Here is an 18,155-nt window from a genome sequence, read left to right on the forward strand (position 1 = left end):
TTAAATTACTCCACTATTATAAGTATGAGAATGCAATTAAATATTTCAATGATATTGTCAAAAATGCGCTGAGTATAAATTAATACTCAAAAGGACTAGCCTTCTAGCACACCCAATACGTCAGATTCTTTCATGATAAGTAGTTCTTCGCCGTCAACCTTGACAGTTTGACCAGCATATTGACCGAACAATACTTTGTCGCCAGCTTTTACATCTAACGCGCGAGTTTCACCGTTGTCACGAATCTGACCGTTACCAGTTGCTAGCACTTCACCTTGTGAAGGCTTTTCTTGAGCAGAACCAGGAAGCAAGATACCACCAGCCGTTTTTGTTTCTTCTTCTATGCGGCGGACAACAATACGATCATGTAAAGGACGAATATTCATCAATATGTCTCCAATAATTGGTTATTTAAGTTAAAAATTTATTTGGTTTGTTAATCTCAACACCTTATCTTCAAAAGCCATCTTATAAAAACGCTTTTATTAATATAAGCCTTGAGCTTGTTTCAAAAAGTGGGGGCATAGCGAGGTAGCTTCAAGTGTAAAGACCAAAAATTTACAAGAATTTCTTAATTAGAGGGGTGTTTGTCGATAAGCAATACTAAATCTCTGGGAGTATTATGCAATAAAGGCATTAAGTGATTAATAATCCAGTAGAAAAGACCAGTATTCTATACGCCTATTCTTACTAAATTTACAGCAAGTTACTCATATGCTAATCGTTACTTAAGATAGTAACATCAACTACAAGAGCCAAACGTCAGCGTAAGTTCTCCCTCTTGATAATGTAACAGAGTATGACCATTATAAGCATTGAAAATATAATATTAGTTAACAGTAAGGTCGAATCGACTTAAATAAGTTATTTGATACCAATCTATTAAGGTGATATCAATCTATTAAGGACTGTCCATGAGTTTTTTATCTACCACTAAAGAACCATCCATAACCGATTATAATGACAAGAATAACGGTAAGGTTAAATTCTTAACCGCGTTGACCACTGGAGCGAGCATAGCGGCTATCAGCGCTTTAAGTATGGCTGCACCAACGATTGCCAGTGCAAAAGACATTCAACCGTCGAGCGCCGATTATACGTTTACGATTGAAGACAAGTATAAAGGTACCGCTACTCGTGCTTTAGATAAGTCAGGTAACACGTGGAAATATAATGTCGATGCACGGGTTGCCGGTATCGCAAGTGCTGCGCAACATAGTACCTTTACTATCAACGGTAATGCGGTTATTCCAACCCAAGCCAGTACCACTTATAAACTACTGGGTATCGGTCGTACGCATAAACTCGATTTTAATCCCCGTGGTAAAAAAGTCGTGAGTAATTATAGAGGCAAATCGACCACGTTAAATATGGCGCAGCAAGCATTTGATGATTTGAGCCTTGAGGTGCAAATTCGCCAAGACTTGTTAAATGGTAAATTCTCTGGCAATTACTACATGGCAAAACACGATAAAATCGAAAAAACGCCGTTTAAAAAATCTGGTAATACCAAGATAACGGTCCCTGCTGGTACCTTTGATACGGTGCGTGTCGACCGTATCCATGATGACAATAGCCGTTCGACCAGTTTTTGGTTGGCACCAAGCTTAGATTACTTACCGGTAAAAGTAAGCCAGATTAATGATGGTAAGAAGATGGATTTAGAATTGTCTAAAGTGAACCAATAATATTTACCCTCAAGCTTAAAACATTAAAAAAGCGGCAAACTAAATAGCGTGCCGCTTTTTTAATATAAATTTTTTATTAAGCACTACAGAAAAATAGCATTTGAATAGATATCAATAACTTATGAGCGTGGCTGTTTAACCACATTATTCATCGAAGGTAGGCGCTTTAATAAGATAAACAGCCAGATATTAATCGCAAATAGTAGGACGAAATCAACGAAATAAACAGCGATTTCTGCCCAACTACTGCCATAAGCACGTGTGAACAATACAACCCCACTTGCCCCTAAATATACCAAAGTAAACATGCTGTCTATTAATAGCGCATAAGGCGAGCGCCCGCGTAGTATCGATGGTGTTAAGACAAATGCTGGTACTAACCATAGCGCTTGCCATGCAATACCGCCGATAATATCAGGGTGACTAGGATTAAAGATATTGATCAAAAGAGGCAAAGCGAGCAATCGAAAGGTTAACCAAACCAGCCATGTCACCATCAGGCGCTGACGAACAGGCATAATCGGTTTCAACAGCTGGGTTGATTGACTGCTTATTTCGGATATTTGCTGTTGACTGTCATCATGAGAAAGGTTAGTAGCCATTAGAGGTATGTATTTCCTAATTGTTCATGCCAAACAGTAATAGATGAGCGCATTAACGGCTCCAGTTAGCTTGCGCTAATGCAGATGCCGTAATCGCTAAACGACGCCCTTGAGCGATGCCAAGCTCGCGCTCATCAGCAGATACAGGCTGATCATGGGAGGCGCCACTCACATGACTGGCACCATAGGGTGAACCGCCACGCATGGTACGGTTTAAAGCAGGCTCAGCATAAGGCACGCCCACAATCATCATGCCATGATGCAACAGTGGTAACATCATCGTCAGTAAGGTCGTCTCTTGACCGCCATGCATAGAGCCTGTTGCCGTAAATACTGACGCTGGCTTGTTCTGTAGATTGCCTGCCAGCCAAATGGTGACGGTATTGTCCCAAAAATACTTCATGGGCGCGGCCATATTACCAAAATGGGTGGGGCTACCAAGTGCCAGACCGCTGCAATTTTTTAGATCTTCCATCGTGCAATATAAATCGCCGTCGTCCGGTATCGCAGGCTTGCTTGCCGTGGTTTCAGGCGCGACTGTTGGTACCGTACGGATGCGCACGGTCATGCCCGCCTCTTCGATACCCTGAGCGATAGCATAGGCTAATGTCTTAGTCGTACCATAATTTGAATAATAGAGTACCAAAACATAAGGGGCGGTCTGACTCATTAGCAAAACTTCCTTATAAAATCGTTAACAGTAATATAGATATATGCCCATTATGCCCGAGTCATTCACTGACATGCAAACAAACCCTGCTACTTGGCAGCACACTTAACCTAGCAGCCAAGCAAATTATTTGCAGTACTTTACTTAACTACTCAATACAATCTAATGCATATTGACACAATTAACGCGCAGATTCAGACAGAGCATGTTTGTTACACTATCCGCACTCTATTATCCTTGTTAGATGGTCGTTATGGAAAATCTATTAAAAAAAATACCTTTTTTACACCAACGTTGGTTTCAGTTCCTACGTTTTTTGACGCGGCACTTTTTTGAGGATAACTGTCAGCAAAAAGCTGCATCATTAACCTATACGACTTTGTTGTCGATTGTGCCCATATTAACCGTACTGCTGATGATTTTGTCTTCAGTGCCAGCACTTGCTTCAGTTAGGGCGCAGATTTATGAAGTCATTTATAGCAACTTGCTGCCACAATCGAGCTTGCAAGTCAGTAAATATATCAATAACTTTGCTGAAAAATCATCAAACCTCACCATCATTGGGGCGATGTTCTTACTTTTTACTACCATCATGACTTTGACCACCATTGAGCGCGCTTTCAACCAAATATGGCGCGTAGAAGATCGTTCTGGCGGCATGAGAAGTATGTTGCGCTATTGGACCATCGTCACGTTGGGACCCTTAGTATTGGGTACGGCATTCATCGCCTCAAGTGCTGTCCAAAGCCTGAGTTTGTTAAATAGACAAATTGGCGGCTATGGTATTGATTGGTCGTTTTGGGTACAGATAGTATCGATTGCAGTTACGATCGCTGGTTTTATCAGTATGTATTGGTTTATTCCAAAAGCGCGAGTACCAGCAAAAAATGCTGCGATTGCAGGTATTTTTGTAGCGATTGTCTTTGAGCTGATGAAACATCTATTTGGTACAGTGATGGCGAACTTTACCAGTTATGAAGCGATCTATGGCGCATTTGCTGCGTTGCCGATTTTCTTATTATGGATATATCTGTCATGGAATTTGATTTTATTAGGGGTTGAGATCAGCTATACCCTAACGATATTTGAGACGAAAGAGGTTTATCCGCGCCATCCATTTTTAAGCTTGCTTGATATGTTAAATCTTGTTTATACCCATCACTTAAAAGGCGAAGCGGTGAGCGAACAAGCGCTACGCAATGTCCTCGGACGTAAAGAGCTGCCAAAATGGTATACCTATATCAATTATCTGCAAGACAGCAACTTGATTACCATGACAGAAGATGAGCACTATGTACTCAAAAGAGATTTGAGCAAAATGACCTTGTGGGATTTTTATCGTACCCTGCCTTATCCATTGCCTATCAAAGATGAACTTGATGAGATGAGCCTAGAAGACCAAAAACCTTGGCTTAGCTTATTGGTTAATCGCTTTGAAAATACCGAAGCCTATGCCAAAGCACAATTGAATGTGCCGCTCGGTGCTATTTTTGCCCATAGTGAACCACGTAAGAAAACCTCTGATGACAAATCCACTAACCATAAAAACGAAAAGCTTCAAAAAGAGAAAAATGAGTTTTTTAGGAAATCTAGCGCAGCTACCTCCAGTCATTTATTACAAGAGCCTCTAGATAGTAAGGATGACATGCCGAAGTTTGAACCAGTCGCTTATGATAAGGATAGCGACATAGAGCGTGACGAGCACAATCGTGAAATTCTTATTCCACAAGACAGCATTGACGATAAAAATCAAATAAACGCTAATTTTTCTAATGCTAAACGCGATATTATTACTGAAGCCGATAACCCAAGATCGATTTGAGTGTTTAAATAACAAGACCTCTCTATAAAAAACAAGTTCCAAATGGAGCTTATTTTTTATCCTGTTTTTAATGGATTATTTGCAGTGAATCAGGTAATTTGTTTTTAAGAGCTTTTGTTGTCAGCAGTCTGATTCTATAGAACTGCTGGTAATAAAAGAAATACTACGATCATTTTTGGAGCTCCTCACGTTGACTAAACATGCTGAAGACAACTTATTCAACCGTCTATCAACGTCAAGTCTCAAAAGACTGCGGCAGTTTTTTCAGTTATGGTCGCTAAAAACGCTTACCAATTTACCCGATCGCCTAACGAATTTGTGGCAACAGCTGATTGGCTCTTACTGGTTTATACCGACTGCCTGTGTGCTGGTAGGCATCTTGCTCGCTCCTATCCTTGTAACGATCGATGAGCATTTTGATCGCGACATGGTCAGAGAGATTACCTTTGCCTTCACTGGCGATGATGACGCCGCGCGCGCTATTATGACCACTATTGCTGGTGCGGTACTTGGCGTGGCAGGCACGACTTTCTCGATTACCATTGCAGTATTATCAATGGCATCTTCACAATTTGGACCCCGATTACTCCGTAACTTTTTGACTGATACGCCCAATCAGTTCGTTTTGGGCGCGTTCATCGGTACATTTAGCTATAGCTTGCTGGTGTTAAAAGCCATTCATAAATACGATGTTGGTTTTGGTGTGCCGCAATTGTCGGTGACCTTTGCCATTATTATGGCGATTATTTGTGCCCTTCTACTGGTCTATTTTGTACAGCATATGGTACATGCCATTCAGGCATCGCATGTGATTGAAGGTGCCAGCAATGAGGCAATTAAAAACATTCATTATTGGTACAGTGACCGCTGCGATATCGAGCACCAACGTAATATCGAGCATCATGATATCGAACAATTTCATCACTGGTCTGCGACGCCTATTTATCCACCGTACTCGGGCTATTTGCAGCAGATTTATTTTGAATCGCTCATTACCCTATCGCAAGATTATGGCGGCGTGGTAGAAATAAATAGCAGTCTCGGTCACTTTGTCACCGATAAAAATGTGATTGGCTATTTTTATCAGCGTCCGGCAGACCATCCAACTAACCTACAAAAAACAAAAACGCCGCATTTGGCGCTTGTGCCACGTTCGCCTGATGGGCTATTTTGGCAACGTTTTGCTGGTTGTATACGTCTTGAACAGCGCTTGACGCAATCTAATGATATTGCTTATAGCTTAGGGCAAATGACTGAAATTGCCGTACGCGCATTGTCACCAGGTATCAATGACCCAAAAACAGCGGTTAACTGTGTTCAATCGCTGACCAGTTGTCTGAGCATTATGATGCGCTGTCAGCCGCCGACGCCGTATCATTTTTATAAACCGTTAGATGAGACAGATACATCAGATACTATCAGCCATCAGCCGTCAGCCATCCTTGCCGTTGTTACCCGTATCCCTAAAATATCAGATTTTATTGATAGCTCACTTGGTGAGATACGGCGTTATGCGGCAGCAGATTTGATGGTATTAAAGGCGCTATGTCAGGCAATGATTGACTTGAATTATGCTAGGGTTAATGAGGCGCAGCAGCAAACGCTCATACATGAGATAAAATTGATTGAGCGTGCCGGCGCGGATAATTTAAATTACCATCAACTCGCTGATGATTTGACCGCAATGTGCCAACAAGCAGAGAAATTTATTATGAGTGAAAACGCCCAGCATCACTATTTCCATTATGTCAGTGATTTTGATGCCCATATTCGTCAGGCACTACAAGCCCAATCGAAACAAGTCAGAGCATAGTTGACACCTTTTATTACCCACTTGAGACTTTTTTATGGACCCTACGAGCAGCCTGACCATACTCGAAATTAGCGCGATATTTTTATCTATCACTGCCCTATTAACTTACGTTAACCATCGATTTATTGGCCTACCCACAACTATCGGTGTAATGGTTATCTCGATATTATTGTCGATCGGGGCGATATTTTTAGGGTTTTTAGGGTTTGATCAGCTTATTGATTATGAAGTCAGTTTATTAGGCCAGCTTGATTTCACTGAAGTCTTACTTGATGGCATGCTTTCTATGCTTTTATTTGCTGCCGCTTTGCACGTCAATATTGGTGATCTAAAACGTTATAAGCTGCCTATTGGTATTCTAGCTTTCATAGGTACCTTAGTATCAGCGCTGCTGATTGCAGGTGCTCTATATCTAATGTTGCCGCTGTTTGGTTTCGAGCTGTCTTTTTTATGGTGCTTACTGTTTGGCGCTTTGATATCTCCAACCGACCCTATTGCAGTGATGGGTATTTTAGCCTCTGCTGGCGCCCCAAAAAGCATAGAGACGGTCATCGCGGGCGAATCGCTATTTAACGATGGTATCGGCGTCGTCATCTTTGTACTGCTGCTCGGTATTTTATCGAGCGGTGATATCCCAACCGCCAATTATGTGGTGCACACCTTGGCAGTCGAGGCTGGTGGCGGTATTATTTTTGGCTTAGTACTTGGCGCGATTTTATATTACATGCTCAAAAGCATCGATAGCTATCAAGAAGAGGTTCTACTGACCCTTGCCGGTGTCATAGGCGGATATGCGCTGGCCAGTCATTGGCATTTATCGGGACCACTAGCAATGGTAATGATGGGGCTGATGCTTGGTAATCGCGGACGAGCACTAGCGATGAGTGATAAAACGCGCCATTATGTGGATTTGTTTTGGGAATTGATCGATGAGATTTTGAACGCAATTTTATTTGTATTAATCGGTCTTGAAGTGGTGATGATTGCTTATTCAGCCAATTTATTTATCGCTGGCGCTTTAACGATTGTGATTGCCTTACTTGCTCGATTTATTGTAGTCGGCATGACCACCAAAACCTTTCATCGACAGCTTGACTTGCCAGCAGGGGCTTGGAAGGTGCTAACATGGGGTGGACTACGAGGTGGTATTTCAGTTGCTTTAGTATTACAACTCCCAACAGGATCTGAACGCGATATACTATTGGCCCTAACTTATGCAGTGGTTATATTCTCTATACTGATACAAGGGTTAAGTGTAGGCAAGGTCGCCAAAAGCATTCGTACTGATGAAAAAACAGCCAACATATAAATCTTAGATTACGTTATTTATAAAAAAGCCAGTTTAAGATAAATATCTTAAGCTGGCTTTCTAAATTATCATTTGAGCCTAAGGAAACCTGATTAGATTAAACCCTTTCGTTTCATATTACGATAAACCACAATCACAATAATAATATTCGACACCAATATGGTAAGTTTGAACCAATCAAACGGACTCACAATCAAATAGTAGAGTTCAATAGGAATAAATATTCCATAACCCAGTACCCCAAACCAGTAAGCCCATGTTTTATCTTGCCATAAGCCATATGCCTCGACAAAACGCAAACTGGCATAAGCAAAAATCAATAATAAGAATACCGACCAGTTTTTGCTTGCCATCTGTGCAATACGCACCGCACTGTCAACTTGTGGCGCTAATAACTGACCAAATACTTGTTGCCAAGAAGCCGTCGCCGTAATGAGCCAATGCTCAAGGTCGGTATGCCACGACGATAAAGCCAATGCACCTAGTAGTGCGCCAATACCCTTTACGACTTCATAGATTGCTACTGCTTTGATAGATTCGCTTGACGTCGTGCGAGGCTCATTGTGTCGTGGGTCTGAAGACGGATGGTTATCTTTTGATGAATTGCCCTCTGACGAAGACTCTAGACTATCATCCTGCCTAGGCAAATTAGCCAAAGAAAGTCTCCACAACGCGCCCTTGCAGTGTTTGGTTAAAGAATGGCGTATTTTTGCCGTTTGATAACATGGATTCGCTAGTCACCTGCCATTCAAGATTGGGATCAACCAGTACTGCGCCACCGATAGTCTCATATTGCTCGCTAATACCCGCAATTTTTGCAGGGTTTAGACAGATTTTATCAACTAGCTGCTCAAGTGTTAACACCTCATCTTTTACTAACTGGCACGCCAGCGCCATAAAGGTATCAAAATTTGAGATACCGGGCGTACTTTCAGCAAATGGAGCTTTCTTCGCGGTACTGTTTAATGGCTCATGATGACTACAAATTGCATCAATTGTGCCATCTTTTAGACCACGGCGAATCGCTTGCTGATCAGTATTACTACGCAAAGGGGGTAATACATATGCTTGAGCATTAAAGCCTTCCAGATTATCATCGGTTAAATACAACTGATGCATTGCCACGTCACAAGTAACTGGTAAACCTTTATCTTTCGCCCAGCGCATCAGCTCAATTGACGACTTACAAGATAATTGGCTAAAGTGAGCAGCTATGCCCGTTTCTTCCACCATAAGTAACTGCGTTGATAAAGCGACGGTTTCTGCAATCCAAGGAATACCCTGCAGACCATGATAAGAAGCGATATAGCCTTCATGTGCAACGCCATCACCAGATAGACTAGGCTCATCAGGATAAAAGAATACCTTCATGCCAAACGTCGCCGCATACTCAAGTGTACGTAAGAGCACTAAGTCGTTTTGAAAGGGTCTGCGAGCATTGGAGACGGCAATACAGCCGCCTTTTTTAAGTCCTGCAATATTAGACGGACGTTCACCTTCTAAGCCAGCAGTCAACGCGCCCAAAATATGCAAATAGATGCCGCCATCATCGAGCGCACGCTCACGTAAGCCTTTTAACAATGAACCGTTCTCTAAAATAGGATTGGTATCAGGGGGAATCACCACATGCAAAAAACCATTACCACGTGCTGCACGCCCTTCTGACTCTAACGTGCCATGCTGCTGTTGACCCGGCTCACGTAAGCGGGCGCACAAATCCACCAGCGGTGGTAATATCCATGTCTCGCGCTCGCTCGTCAGCTTTGCTAACTGAGCAGTGGCGATTTGTGACAGTGATTCTTTAAATACTTTTGGAAGTAAGTCGTGCATATGAACATCTGAATTCGTAATGTGAACCATGAGCGTTATTACCGTATCAATAAAATGGAATAAATAAGAATAAAACAGGCGAGCTAAATATTAATGACCAGTCGCTTGATGCGCGCGCTGACCTTCCATCGCAAGCGACAGTACCGCCATACGAATAGCAATGCCGTTATTAACCTGTTTTAAAATTACAGATTGCGCACCATCGGCAACGCTTGAGGCAATCTCAACACCGCGGTTCATCGGTCCTGGGTGCATAACTAGAGCATCAGGCTTAGCCAGTGCCACGCGCTCAGGAGTAATACCATAGTGCTTATAGTATTCACTCGATGATGCCAATAGTGGAGAGCCAATACGCTCATTTTGAATTCTCAAGCCCATAATGACATCACAGTCCGTCACGCATTCATTCATATTCTCATATACTTGCACACCAAAACGCTCAATCCCTTTTGGTAATAACGTACGAGGTGCGCAGACGCGAATGTCTTTTACACCCAATGTTTGTAGCGCACTGATGTCAGAGCGTGCTACTCGCGAGTGTTTGATATCGCCAACGATTGCAACCGACAGCTCTTCAAAAGGACGCGGCGCCTCACGGTGAATAGTCAGCATATCAAGCATGCCTTGCGTTGGATGCGCATGCCAGCCATCACCACCATTGATAATGGCAATATCTGGCGTCACTTCAGTCGCCATAAAATGTGCCGCACCTGATGCTGAATGACGTACCACAAAGATATCTGCCGTCATCGCTTGCAGATTCCATAACGTATCGCGTAAGCTCTCTCCCTTCTTGGTACTAGAGCGTTCGATATCGATATTTAATACATTAGCACCTAAACGTTTTTCTGCTACTTCAAACGTGGTACGCGTGCGCGTCGATGGCTCAAAAAACAGATTCATCACCGTATAGCCTTCAAGCTCAGGACGGTTAATCAGCTGTCCCTTATCATCAAAAAATGACTCAGCTTTAGCGATAATCGCCTGCAGCTGGGCTTTATCAAGACCTTCGATACCTAAAAAATGACGAATACTACCATCAGTATTGAGCTGCGGACGACTCAATGACGCATCAAGTTTTTCATGAATCGTATCAGGATCAAATCTTGCGTAGTCTGTCGGCGAGACGGTAGGTAGTGATTGGCTATCGATAGAATTTGACATAAGGACACGTCTTCATTAAGGGTTTGTATGATTTTATAATAAGTTATCATTCGTTTTTTTAACGGTTTTGACTCGATAATACGGCAGACATGCATACAGACAAGGACATTTTGCTGCTTATTTGCTACAATTTACCGCAGTGATATAGACAATACTAAAATAGATGCGGCTCTCATTTTAGAGAATAGCAGCACATCATTTGGCAACCGTATCAAAAGACAGCCTCTTAAACCATAATTGAATAATAATAGTGTTAGTGTAGCTGATTTTCAGGTCAGGACAAAGACGCCTTAGTCAGTATTTAACAATATCTCTCATATCAATATAACGTAATCAATTCTTAAACACGCATTCCTTACTTAGCTTATACCACTCTTTATCAGAATTATTCATTAGGAAACACTATGACAACCTTAGCACAGTACTTGAACACTAATGCCACCACTCCTGCCCTCAATGACGTTATCACTACCGTTACTGACGTCGGCAAGACCATCTCACAGCTCTTAAGAAAAGGCGCTTTAGCAGACATCCTTGGTGAAGCGGGTAATCAAAACGTGCAAGGTGAAGACCAGAAGAAGTTAGATGTATTGGCCAACGATTTATTATTAGATGCATTGGCACAAAACAGCCATTGTGCTGGTGTTGCTTCAGAAGAGCTTGATGACGCTACTCCTGCCAATGTTGATGGCAGTTTATTGGTCTTGTTTGACCCACTCGATGGCTCGTCTAATATCGACATCAATATGGCTGTCGGCACCATATTCTCGATTTTACCGTACCAGCGTCAAGGTCAAGTTAGTGAAAATAGCGACTTTTTACAAGCGGGTAATCAGCAGCTAGCAGCCGGTTACTTACTATATGGCACGTCTACCGTTCTCACGCTGACCATCACAGATAATGTAGTCATGTTTAGCCTAGATCCAGATACCAATGACTATGTATTGATAGAAGAAAATGTCACCATCGATGCCGATACTAGCGAATATGCTATCAATGCCTCAAACTACCGTTATTGGCGCGCGCCAATGCAGCAATATATCGATGAGCTTATCGCTGGCGAGACAGGCGTACGTGGTCGCGATTTTAATACGCGCTGGGTTGCCGCTATGGTTGGTGATGTTCATCGCATTCTATGCCGCGGTGGTTTATTCACATATCCCTTTGATACCAAATACGCCAATAAAGCAGGCAAATTACGTCTCATGTATGAAGCCAATCCCATGAGTTTATTAATTGAACGTGCTAGCGGCGGGGCAACGGATGCAGTCAATCGCATTTTAGATATAGAGCCGATTGACATTCATCAACGCGTGCCTGTAGTGCTTGGCAGTAAAAATGAAGTCGACTATATTAAAGAGTTGCATTTAAACTACAGTGATAAGTAAGCTAATCAAGAACATTTTGACAGCACCTATAAAGCCATATCACTCATCATTTTATAGGCGCTGTCTATATTTTATACTTTTTCTCTAAGCGATCTATTATGGTAGCAAACCCCACCGAGCTTATTACCTCAGATAAGAATACAACGGTCAAGCTAGTAAAGGCGTTATTGACGCAAGCTCGCCAACGTAACAAACATGGACAAACTGTCATTGAAGGTATTCATCTTATTGATGCTGCCCTTCGTAGTGATTATCCATTTGTGCAAATATTGCTAGCAGAGTCTGCACACCACCATCCTGAGGTGCAGCAAGTTCTCACTCGCTTGCCCACTTATACGCCTATCTTAACCTTGTCGGATGCGCTTTATGAAAGTATTCGTAGCTTAGGTACTGGGATTGATATTATGGCAGTGATTAAGATGCCAACCCCTAGCCTATCTATGATTCATGATGACTGCTTGATTCTCAATGACGTTCAAGATAGTGGTAATGTCGGCACATTACTGCGTACCGCAGCAGCTGTTGGAATCAAAAACATACTTTGCACCAGCGCTACTGCGCAAGCTTGGTCACCAAAAACATTACGGGCAGGAATGGGTGCCCAGTTTGCCCTAAATATATATGAGGGATTAAGTGTACAAGAAGTTTTAGACCATGTGCAAACCCCTCTATTTGCCACCAGCTCGCACACTGATACCGTCATCTATCAGCATGATTTAAAAAAACCAATCGCTTGGATTATGGGACATGAAGGTCAAGGGGTTTGTGACGAGCTGATGCAGTGCGCAACCCCTATCGCTCTACCACAGCCCAATGGGCAAGAAAGCCTCAATGTTGCGATTGCAGGCTCGCTATGTTTGTATGAGACCTTGCGTCAAAGAAGTTATAGCTAATATCATTTAACTGAATCAGCAAGACGATTTTTAAGTTGAATATAAAAAAACCCGCAATCAATGACAGCGGGTTTTTTGTATTCAACTTTCACTAACAAGTACTTAGATTTTACTGGTCAGTTCAGGTAAAGCTGCAAATAAATCAGCTTCTAAGAAGTAATCGGCAACGCTAGCGATAGGTGATTCTGGGTCATTGTTGATAGCAACGATGACTTTAGAATCTTTCATACCCGCTAAATGCTGAATAGCGCCTGAAATACCAGCTGCGATATATAAGTCTGGTGCAACGATTTTACCCGTTTGACCAACCTGCATATCGTTTGGTACATAGCCTGCGTCGACAGCGGCACGTGATGCACCAACAGCAGCGCCAAGTTTATCAGCCAATGGCTCGATATATTTAGTGAAGTTTTCACCATTTGCTAGGGCACGACCACCAGAAACCACGATGCTGGCTGACGTCAATTCTGGACGGTCAGACTTAGCCATCTCTTCATTAACAAAGCTTGATTTGCCAAGCTCTTGTACATTGTCAAGAGTTTCAACAGCGGCTGAACCACCTTCACTTGCTACTGGATCAAAAGCAGTGGTACGTACGGTTAATACCACTTTATCTTCTGTCGTCTTAACCGTTGCAGTCGCGTTACCAGCATAGATAGGACGCTCAAACGTTTGTGCATCTACCACAGCAGAGATTTCTGATAACATGCTGACATCAAGTAATGCGGCAACGCGTGGTAGGAAGTTTTTACCAGTTGTTGTAGCAGGTGCAAGAATATGACTGTACTCACCAGCAATATCAGCGACCAATAGCGCTAAGTTACCTGCCAATTGATGCTCATAAGCTGCGTTGTCGGCTAGCAATACTTTGCTAACGCCTGCTGCTTTTGCTGCTTCGTCAGCTGCTGCTTGCGCACCACTACCAGCGATCAATACATGAATATCACCGCCAATTTGCTGAGCAGCAGCGATCGTATTCAAAGTTGCCTTTTTTAGACTGGCATTGTCGTGTTCTGCATATACCAAAATTGCCATTGTTTTTGTCCTTTATTTATTCGTATCATCTATTCATGAGGTTGTTGGTACACAAAGCCCTATTATGTCCAAGTTCAATAAAACTTATTTAGGACGTCATGGCTTTGCAGTAGATAGGCACTAGCAAAGTATTAAATGACTTTTGCTTCGTTTCTTAGCTTATCGACCAACTCATCAACTGAACCCACTTTGATACCAGCTTTACGCTCAGCAGGTGGTACAACTTTAATGATTTCTTGCTTAGATGCCATATCAACACCAAAATCAGCAGGTGTTTTTTCATCAAGCTGCTTTTTCTTCGCTTTCATGATGTTAGGCAATTTTGCATAACGTGGCTCATTCAAACGTAAATCAGTGGTAATAACCGCTGGCAAATCAAGCGCAACCGTTTGCAAACCACCATCGATTTCACGCGTTACATTAACTTTATCGCCTTCAACCTTTACTTCTGATGCAAATGTACCCTGACCGATACCCATCAATGCCGCTAGCATTTGACCCGTTTGGTTATTATCATCATCAATCGCTTGTTTACCTAGTAGAATGATATCGGTAGCTTCAGATTCAGCGATATTTTTCAGGATTTTAGCGATTTGTAGAGGATAAGGTTTTGCATCAGTTACTACCAAGATACCACGATCAGCACCCAGTGCTAAAGCGGCACGAATCTGCTCTTGTGACTCTTTTGGACCAATTGAGGCAACGATGATTTCATCAATCACACCCGCTTCTTTAAGACGAACCGCTTCTTCTACTGCAATTTCATCAAAAGGGTTGATTGACATTTTAGTGTTAGATAAATCTACGCCAGAATTATCAGCTTTTACACGAACTTTTACGTTGTAATCAATGACACGCTTGACCGCTACTAATGCTTTCATACGTTCCTCGTTTATTAATGTTATGAATTAAAATTGCCAGTTAAGAACCAAAGGTTCATTTTTTTAAAATCGTCGTTCGAAATAGTACTCAAGGTTGATTGCTGCGTCAGCATCTATAATGTAATAAAAAATATCAGACCATAAACAATATACTGGCATCACACTCTCTATCTATAAAATCTGCCAAAGCTAAGCCAACCGTTATTATCAGACCTATGTATCTTGCGTGAGCTCAGCCTTAAGGTCAAGACAACGCCGTGAATAATGCGTCATAAATTTGTCACCATTCTACAATAAACAGTTTATAAGCGCCTAGTCACACCATTTTCTTATCATTATTCTTATTCTTTTCTGATTTCTACAAGCTATCTAAGTCGTTTATAACTGTTAATATAAACCAATACCATCTCGTTATTATAAGAATTGAATCAAAAAAAGATCATAAAAAAAGCAACCTGATCAGAGGTTGCTCTTTTTTAAAGTCTAAACAGTATTTTTATTGTTTTAACAAACAAAGGCATCAATGCATATTGATAATCTTACTGTCATTAAGCGCGCTGAAGAACAGCTTACTCAATGTCAAATGAGATTAGATAGCTTCGATTTGCTCAGCTTGTGGGCCTTTCTTGCCATCACCTAAGATGAAAGACACTTTTTGGCCTTCGGCTAGAGTTTTGAAACCACCGCCTTGGATAGCGCTGTAGTGAGCGAATACGTCTTGTCCGCCGTTGTCTTGCGCGATAAAACCAAAACCTTTAGCTTCATTAAACCACTTTACAGTGCCTTCAACTTTATCTGACATAAATTTTCCTAACTCTTTAACTGTTGGCGAGACGTGTGTCATCACCGATTAATTGATATATACCTAAGTTTTTCTTGCAGAATGCGTGGGTAAAATCATTGAAACCTCTAATAGAGATCTTAATATTTTTACCCGAAATCCTTTGAGTACAAGCTGATTATAACAGCTTTTTTTAAGCGCAACAGCTTAAATTGATGATTTTTGTAACCTATTCAAGTCAATTTTAAATAACTATTACTATTAACTACTTGAGACTTAATATGTTGATATAGAATGCTTTTTTACCACTTACCTTTCGAGATTTACAAAGGACTTAGATATCGCTTTCGACAAATAACAATGATAAGAATTATATTTGCTACTATATTGAAAAAAACTATACAGCAATCGGCAACCACGGTGAGCTCAATACCAATAAACATAGCGCAAAAAATATCAGCGAAAATGACTGACTATAAGCGATATATTTAGCAGGTATGACCAAGTCTTTCGGAGAGTCAGGAATGCCTTTACGCTTCAATAAACGTGCGCCATAGATCCAGCCAAAGGTCGTATAAAGACCGTAAGCCGCTGGTACAGCAACGGCTAGTGGTGTCAAATCAATCGTATATAACATCACTACTGAGATGAAAAACCATGAGGTATCTAGAATTGAGCTGATTTGAAAGAACTTAGAGTTAGGTAGTTTGCCACCAGTTTTTTTGAGCATCTCCCCTTCGATCCAAATCAAAACGGCAACGACAGCGCTCAGAGTAACGTATATGAATTGCGGTGTTAGCCAATCAGGATAAGATATTTGCACAACAGACAACCTATAATCTATAGAATAAAAGAATCCTTGGCATTTATATTGCAAGAATAAAAATAACAAGGATAAAAATAGAGATACCTATTTAACCGACTAAGCCGTTAATAGATATGATAATGCTTGCCTATATTAGGCAGCGAAGTCAGATTTTCAACCAACACAGACTGGCGATGATAAAAATATTTTATAAAACACCGCCTACTAAAAATAAGAAGCCCATGCTATCACTGATAACATGGGCTTCTTTAGACTGATTTCTTTACTAATTCATCAATAGCAAATTAGTTTTTGTCTTTATCGATGATTTTATTGCCGCCGATCCAAGGCATCATACCACGTAGCTTAGCGCCCGTGATTTCGATTTGATGCTCTGCATTGTTACGACGACGAGCCGTCATTGATGGATAGTTGGTTGCGCCTTCACTGATGAACATTTTTGCGTATTCGCCAGATTGGATGCGTTTTAGCGCATTACGCATGGCTTCACGTGATTGCTCATTAATGACTTCAGGACCAGTCACATATTCGCCATATTCAGCGTTATTACTGATTGAGTAGTTCATGTCAGCGATACCGCCTTCATACATCAAGTCGACAATAAGCTTTAGCTCATGTAAGCACTCAAAGTAAGCCATTTCTGGTGCATAGCCAGCTTCAGTTAAGGTTTCAAAGCCCATTTTTACTAGCTCTACTGCGCCACCACAAAGAACCGCTTGCTCACCAAATAGGTCAGTTTCAGTTTCATCTTTAAAGGTCGTTTCGATAATACCTGAACGTCCACCACCAACACCAGCAGCATAAGATAATGCTAATTGCTTGGCTTGACCTGACGCATCTTGATAGATAGCGATAAGATCTGGGATACCACCGCCTTTGGCGAATTCTGAACGAACGGTATGACCTGGTGCTTTTGGTGCCACCATGATGACATCAAGATCGCTACGTGGAACGACTTGGTTGTAATGAATCGCAAAACCATGAGCAAAGGCTAGTGTCGCGCCCTGCTTGATGTTTGGCTCAATCACGTCATTATAAAGCTCTTTTTGGAATTCATCAGGCGTCAAAATCATGATGATGTCAGCAGCTTTTACCGCCTCTTCTACTTCAGCAACTTTTAAGCCAGCATTTTCTGCTTTCTTCCATGAGCCAGAGTTAGCACGTAGACCAACCGTCACATCGACGTTTGAATCTTGTAGGTTAAGCGCGTGCGCATGACCTTGTGAACCATAACCAATAATGGCAACTTTTTTACCTTGTACGATTGATAGATCACAATCTTTATCATAATAAACGTTCATAAACAGAGTCCTTTTCCTAAATCATGGCGTACCATGGATAAATAAACACTTAAATTATAGTCACCTTATCGAAGTGATTGGTGAGATAAGCGCTATGTTGATGTTGAATAAATAAGTTTGAAATACTGTATTTTGAAGATCATAAACGCTGA

The 18,155-nt window shown here is 41.6% G+C and carries 17 protein-coding genes; 6 read left to right on the plus strand and 11 right to left on the minus strand.

The genetic code is table 11. The annotated features are described in order from the left end of the window. Window positions 1-95: 95 nt before the first annotated feature. Window positions 96-389 carry a co-chaperone GroES gene (locus JMX75_RS01570; RefSeq protein ID WP_025652227.1) on the minus strand — a complete coding sequence of 98 codons (294 nt, stop codon included), beginning with the start codon at window positions 387-389 and terminating at the stop codon, window positions 96-98. Window positions 390-914: 525 nt separating this feature from the next. Here JMX75_RS01570 and JMX75_RS01575 point away from each other — a divergent pair. Beyond that, window positions 915-1,688 (plus strand): DUF3108 domain-containing protein, encoded by a 774-nt coding sequence (locus tag JMX75_RS01575; RefSeq protein WP_201530676.1) that lies wholly within the window; start codon window positions 915-917, stop codon window positions 1,686-1,688. A 119-nt stretch (window positions 1,689-1,807) separates the two neighbouring features. Here JMX75_RS01575 and JMX75_RS01580 read toward each other — a convergent pair whose 3' ends face one another. Together JMX75_RS01580 and wrbA are read right to left on the minus strand one after the other, a co-directional pair. Beyond that, window positions 1,808-2,290: a hypothetical protein gene (locus tag JMX75_RS01580; RefSeq protein ID WP_201530677.1), complete on the minus strand. Its 483-nt coding sequence runs from the start codon at window positions 2,288-2,290 to the stop codon at window positions 1,808-1,810. A 52-nt stretch (window positions 2,291-2,342) separates the two neighbouring features. Beyond that, window positions 2,343-2,960, minus strand: coding sequence for an NAD(P)H:quinone oxidoreductase (gene wrbA, locus JMX75_RS01585; protein ID WP_201530678.1), 618 nt, complete (start codon window positions 2,958-2,960; stop codon window positions 2,343-2,345). 253 nt (window positions 2,961-3,213) lie between these two features. Between wrbA and JMX75_RS01590 the strand changes: the two genes are divergently transcribed. The 3 genes from JMX75_RS01590 (at window position 3,214) to JMX75_RS01600 (ending at window position 7,904) form a co-directional block, all read left to right on the plus strand. Further along, window positions 3,214-4,782, plus strand: coding sequence for a YihY family inner membrane protein (locus JMX75_RS01590; protein ID WP_201530679.1), 1,569 nt, complete (start codon window positions 3,214-3,216; stop codon window positions 4,780-4,782). A 190-nt stretch (window positions 4,783-4,972) separates the two neighbouring features. Next, window positions 4,973-6,595, plus strand: coding sequence for a DUF2254 domain-containing protein (locus JMX75_RS01595; protein WP_227673026.1), 1,623 nt, complete (start codon window positions 4,973-4,975; stop codon window positions 6,593-6,595). Window positions 6,596-6,629: 34 nt separating this feature from the next. After that, complete coding sequence (locus JMX75_RS01600; RefSeq protein WP_201530681.1) at window positions 6,630-7,904, plus strand: cation:proton antiporter; 1,275 nt, start codon at window positions 6,630-6,632, stop codon at window positions 7,902-7,904. Between the two features lie 92 nt (window positions 7,905-7,996). Here JMX75_RS01600 and JMX75_RS01605 read toward each other — a convergent pair whose 3' ends face one another. From JMX75_RS01605 to JMX75_RS01615, 3 genes are all read right to left on the minus strand, one after another. After that, a complete protein-coding gene (locus tag JMX75_RS01605; RefSeq protein WP_201530682.1) occupies window positions 7,997-8,560 on the minus strand; it encodes a DUF2127 domain-containing protein in 564 nt (187 codons plus the stop codon). Continuing rightward, on the minus strand, window positions 8,553-9,734 hold the full coding sequence (locus JMX75_RS01610; RefSeq protein ID WP_201530683.1) for a dihydroorotase: 1,182 nt from the start codon (window positions 9,732-9,734) through the stop codon (window positions 8,553-8,555). The genes JMX75_RS01605 and JMX75_RS01610 overlap by 8 nt, the downstream gene beginning before the upstream one ends. 90 nt (window positions 9,735-9,824) lie before the next feature. Then, on the minus strand, window positions 9,825-10,898 hold the full coding sequence (locus tag JMX75_RS01615; protein ID WP_201530684.1) for an aspartate carbamoyltransferase catalytic subunit: 1,074 nt from the start codon (window positions 10,896-10,898) through the stop codon (window positions 9,825-9,827). 404 nt (window positions 10,899-11,302) lie between these two features. On the opposite strand from JMX75_RS01615, the gene JMX75_RS01620 reads away from it, so the two are divergent. Both JMX75_RS01620 and JMX75_RS01625 read left to right on the plus strand, forming a co-directional pair. Continuing rightward, window positions 11,303-12,286, plus strand: a complete 984-nt coding sequence (locus tag JMX75_RS01620; RefSeq protein ID WP_201530685.1) for a class 1 fructose-bisphosphatase — start codon at window positions 11,303-11,305, stop codon at window positions 12,284-12,286. Window positions 12,287-12,384: 98 nt separating this feature from the next. After that, a complete protein-coding gene (locus tag JMX75_RS01625) occupies window positions 12,385-13,179 on the plus strand; it encodes a TrmH family RNA methyltransferase (RefSeq protein ID WP_149409893.1) in 795 nt (264 codons plus the stop codon). A gap of 102 nt (window positions 13,180-13,281) precedes the next feature. Here the strand turns inward: JMX75_RS01625 and JMX75_RS01630 are convergent, their stop codons facing one another. From JMX75_RS01630 to ilvC, 5 genes are all read right to left on the minus strand, one after another. Continuing rightward, window positions 13,282-14,214: an electron transfer flavoprotein subunit alpha/FixB family protein gene (locus JMX75_RS01630; protein WP_011512881.1), complete on the minus strand. Its 933-nt coding sequence runs from the start codon at window positions 14,212-14,214 to the stop codon at window positions 13,282-13,284. Window positions 14,215-14,345: 131 nt separating this feature from the next. Then, window positions 14,346-15,095: an electron transfer flavoprotein subunit beta/FixA family protein gene (locus JMX75_RS01635; RefSeq protein WP_011512880.1), complete on the minus strand. Its 750-nt coding sequence runs from the start codon at window positions 15,093-15,095 to the stop codon at window positions 14,346-14,348. 589 nt (window positions 15,096-15,684) lie between these two features. Then, window positions 15,685-15,897, minus strand: coding sequence for a cold-shock protein (locus JMX75_RS01640; protein WP_010196799.1), 213 nt, complete (start codon window positions 15,895-15,897; stop codon window positions 15,685-15,687). A gap of 376 nt (window positions 15,898-16,273) precedes the next feature. Then, the gene (locus tag JMX75_RS01645; protein WP_201530686.1) at window positions 16,274-16,699 is read right to left on the minus strand and encodes a hypothetical protein; all 426 of its coding nucleotides are present in this window, start codon (window positions 16,697-16,699) and stop codon (window positions 16,274-16,276) included. Window positions 16,700-16,986: 287 nt separating this feature from the next. Then, window positions 16,987-18,003, minus strand: a complete 1,017-nt coding sequence (gene ilvC, locus JMX75_RS01650) for a ketol-acid reductoisomerase (RefSeq protein ID WP_201530687.1) — start codon at window positions 18,001-18,003, stop codon at window positions 16,987-16,989. Window positions 18,004-18,155 lie beyond the last annotated feature (152 nt).

It is taken from the genome of Psychrobacter sp. LFX-11D, from assembly GCF_904846475.1.
Classification (GTDB): Bacteria; Pseudomonadota; Gammaproteobacteria; order Pseudomonadales; family Moraxellaceae; genus Psychrobacter; species Psychrobacter cryohalolentis.

Excerpts from the sequence above, each read along its gene's own strand:
- JMX75_RS01575 (WP_201530676.1), top strand. The coding sequence starts at position 915 with ATGAGTTTTTTATCTACCACTAAAGAACCATCCATAACCGATTATAAT.
- JMX75_RS01580 (WP_201530677.1), bottom strand. The coding sequence starts at position 2,290 with ATGGCTACTAACCTTTCTCATGATGACAGTCAACAGCAAATATCCGAA.
- wrbA (WP_201530678.1), bottom strand. The coding sequence starts at position 2,960 with ATGAGTCAGACCGCCCCTTATGTTTTGGTACTCTATTATTCAAATTAT.
- JMX75_RS01590 (WP_201530679.1), top strand. The coding sequence starts at position 3,214 with ATGGAAAATCTATTAAAAAAAATACCTTTTTTACACCAACGTTGGTTT.
- JMX75_RS01600 (WP_201530681.1), top strand. The coding sequence starts at position 6,630 with ATGGACCCTACGAGCAGCCTGACCATACTCGAAATTAGCGCGATATTT.
- JMX75_RS01610 (WP_201530683.1), bottom strand. The coding sequence starts at position 9,734 with ATGCACGACTTACTTCCAAAAGTATTTAAAGAATCACTGTCACAAATC.
- JMX75_RS01615 (WP_201530684.1), bottom strand. The coding sequence starts at position 10,898 with ATGTCAAATTCTATCGATAGCCAATCACTACCTACCGTCTCGCCGACA.
- JMX75_RS01620 (WP_201530685.1), top strand. The coding sequence starts at position 11,303 with ATGACAACCTTAGCACAGTACTTGAACACTAATGCCACCACTCCTGCC.
- JMX75_RS01625 (WP_149409893.1), top strand. The coding sequence starts at position 12,385 with ATGGTAGCAAACCCCACCGAGCTTATTACCTCAGATAAGAATACAACG.
- JMX75_RS01630 (WP_011512881.1), bottom strand. The coding sequence starts at position 14,214 with ATGGCAATTTTGGTATATGCAGAACACGACAATGCCAGTCTAAAAAAG.
- JMX75_RS01635 (WP_011512880.1), bottom strand. The coding sequence starts at position 15,095 with ATGAAAGCATTAGTAGCGGTCAAGCGTGTCATTGATTACAACGTAAAA.
- JMX75_RS01640 (WP_010196799.1), bottom strand. The coding sequence starts at position 15,897 with ATGTCAGATAAAGTTGAAGGCACTGTAAAGTGGTTTAATGAAGCTAAA.
- ilvC (WP_201530687.1), bottom strand. The coding sequence starts at position 18,003 with ATGAACGTTTATTATGATAAAGATTGTGATCTATCAATCGTACAAGGT.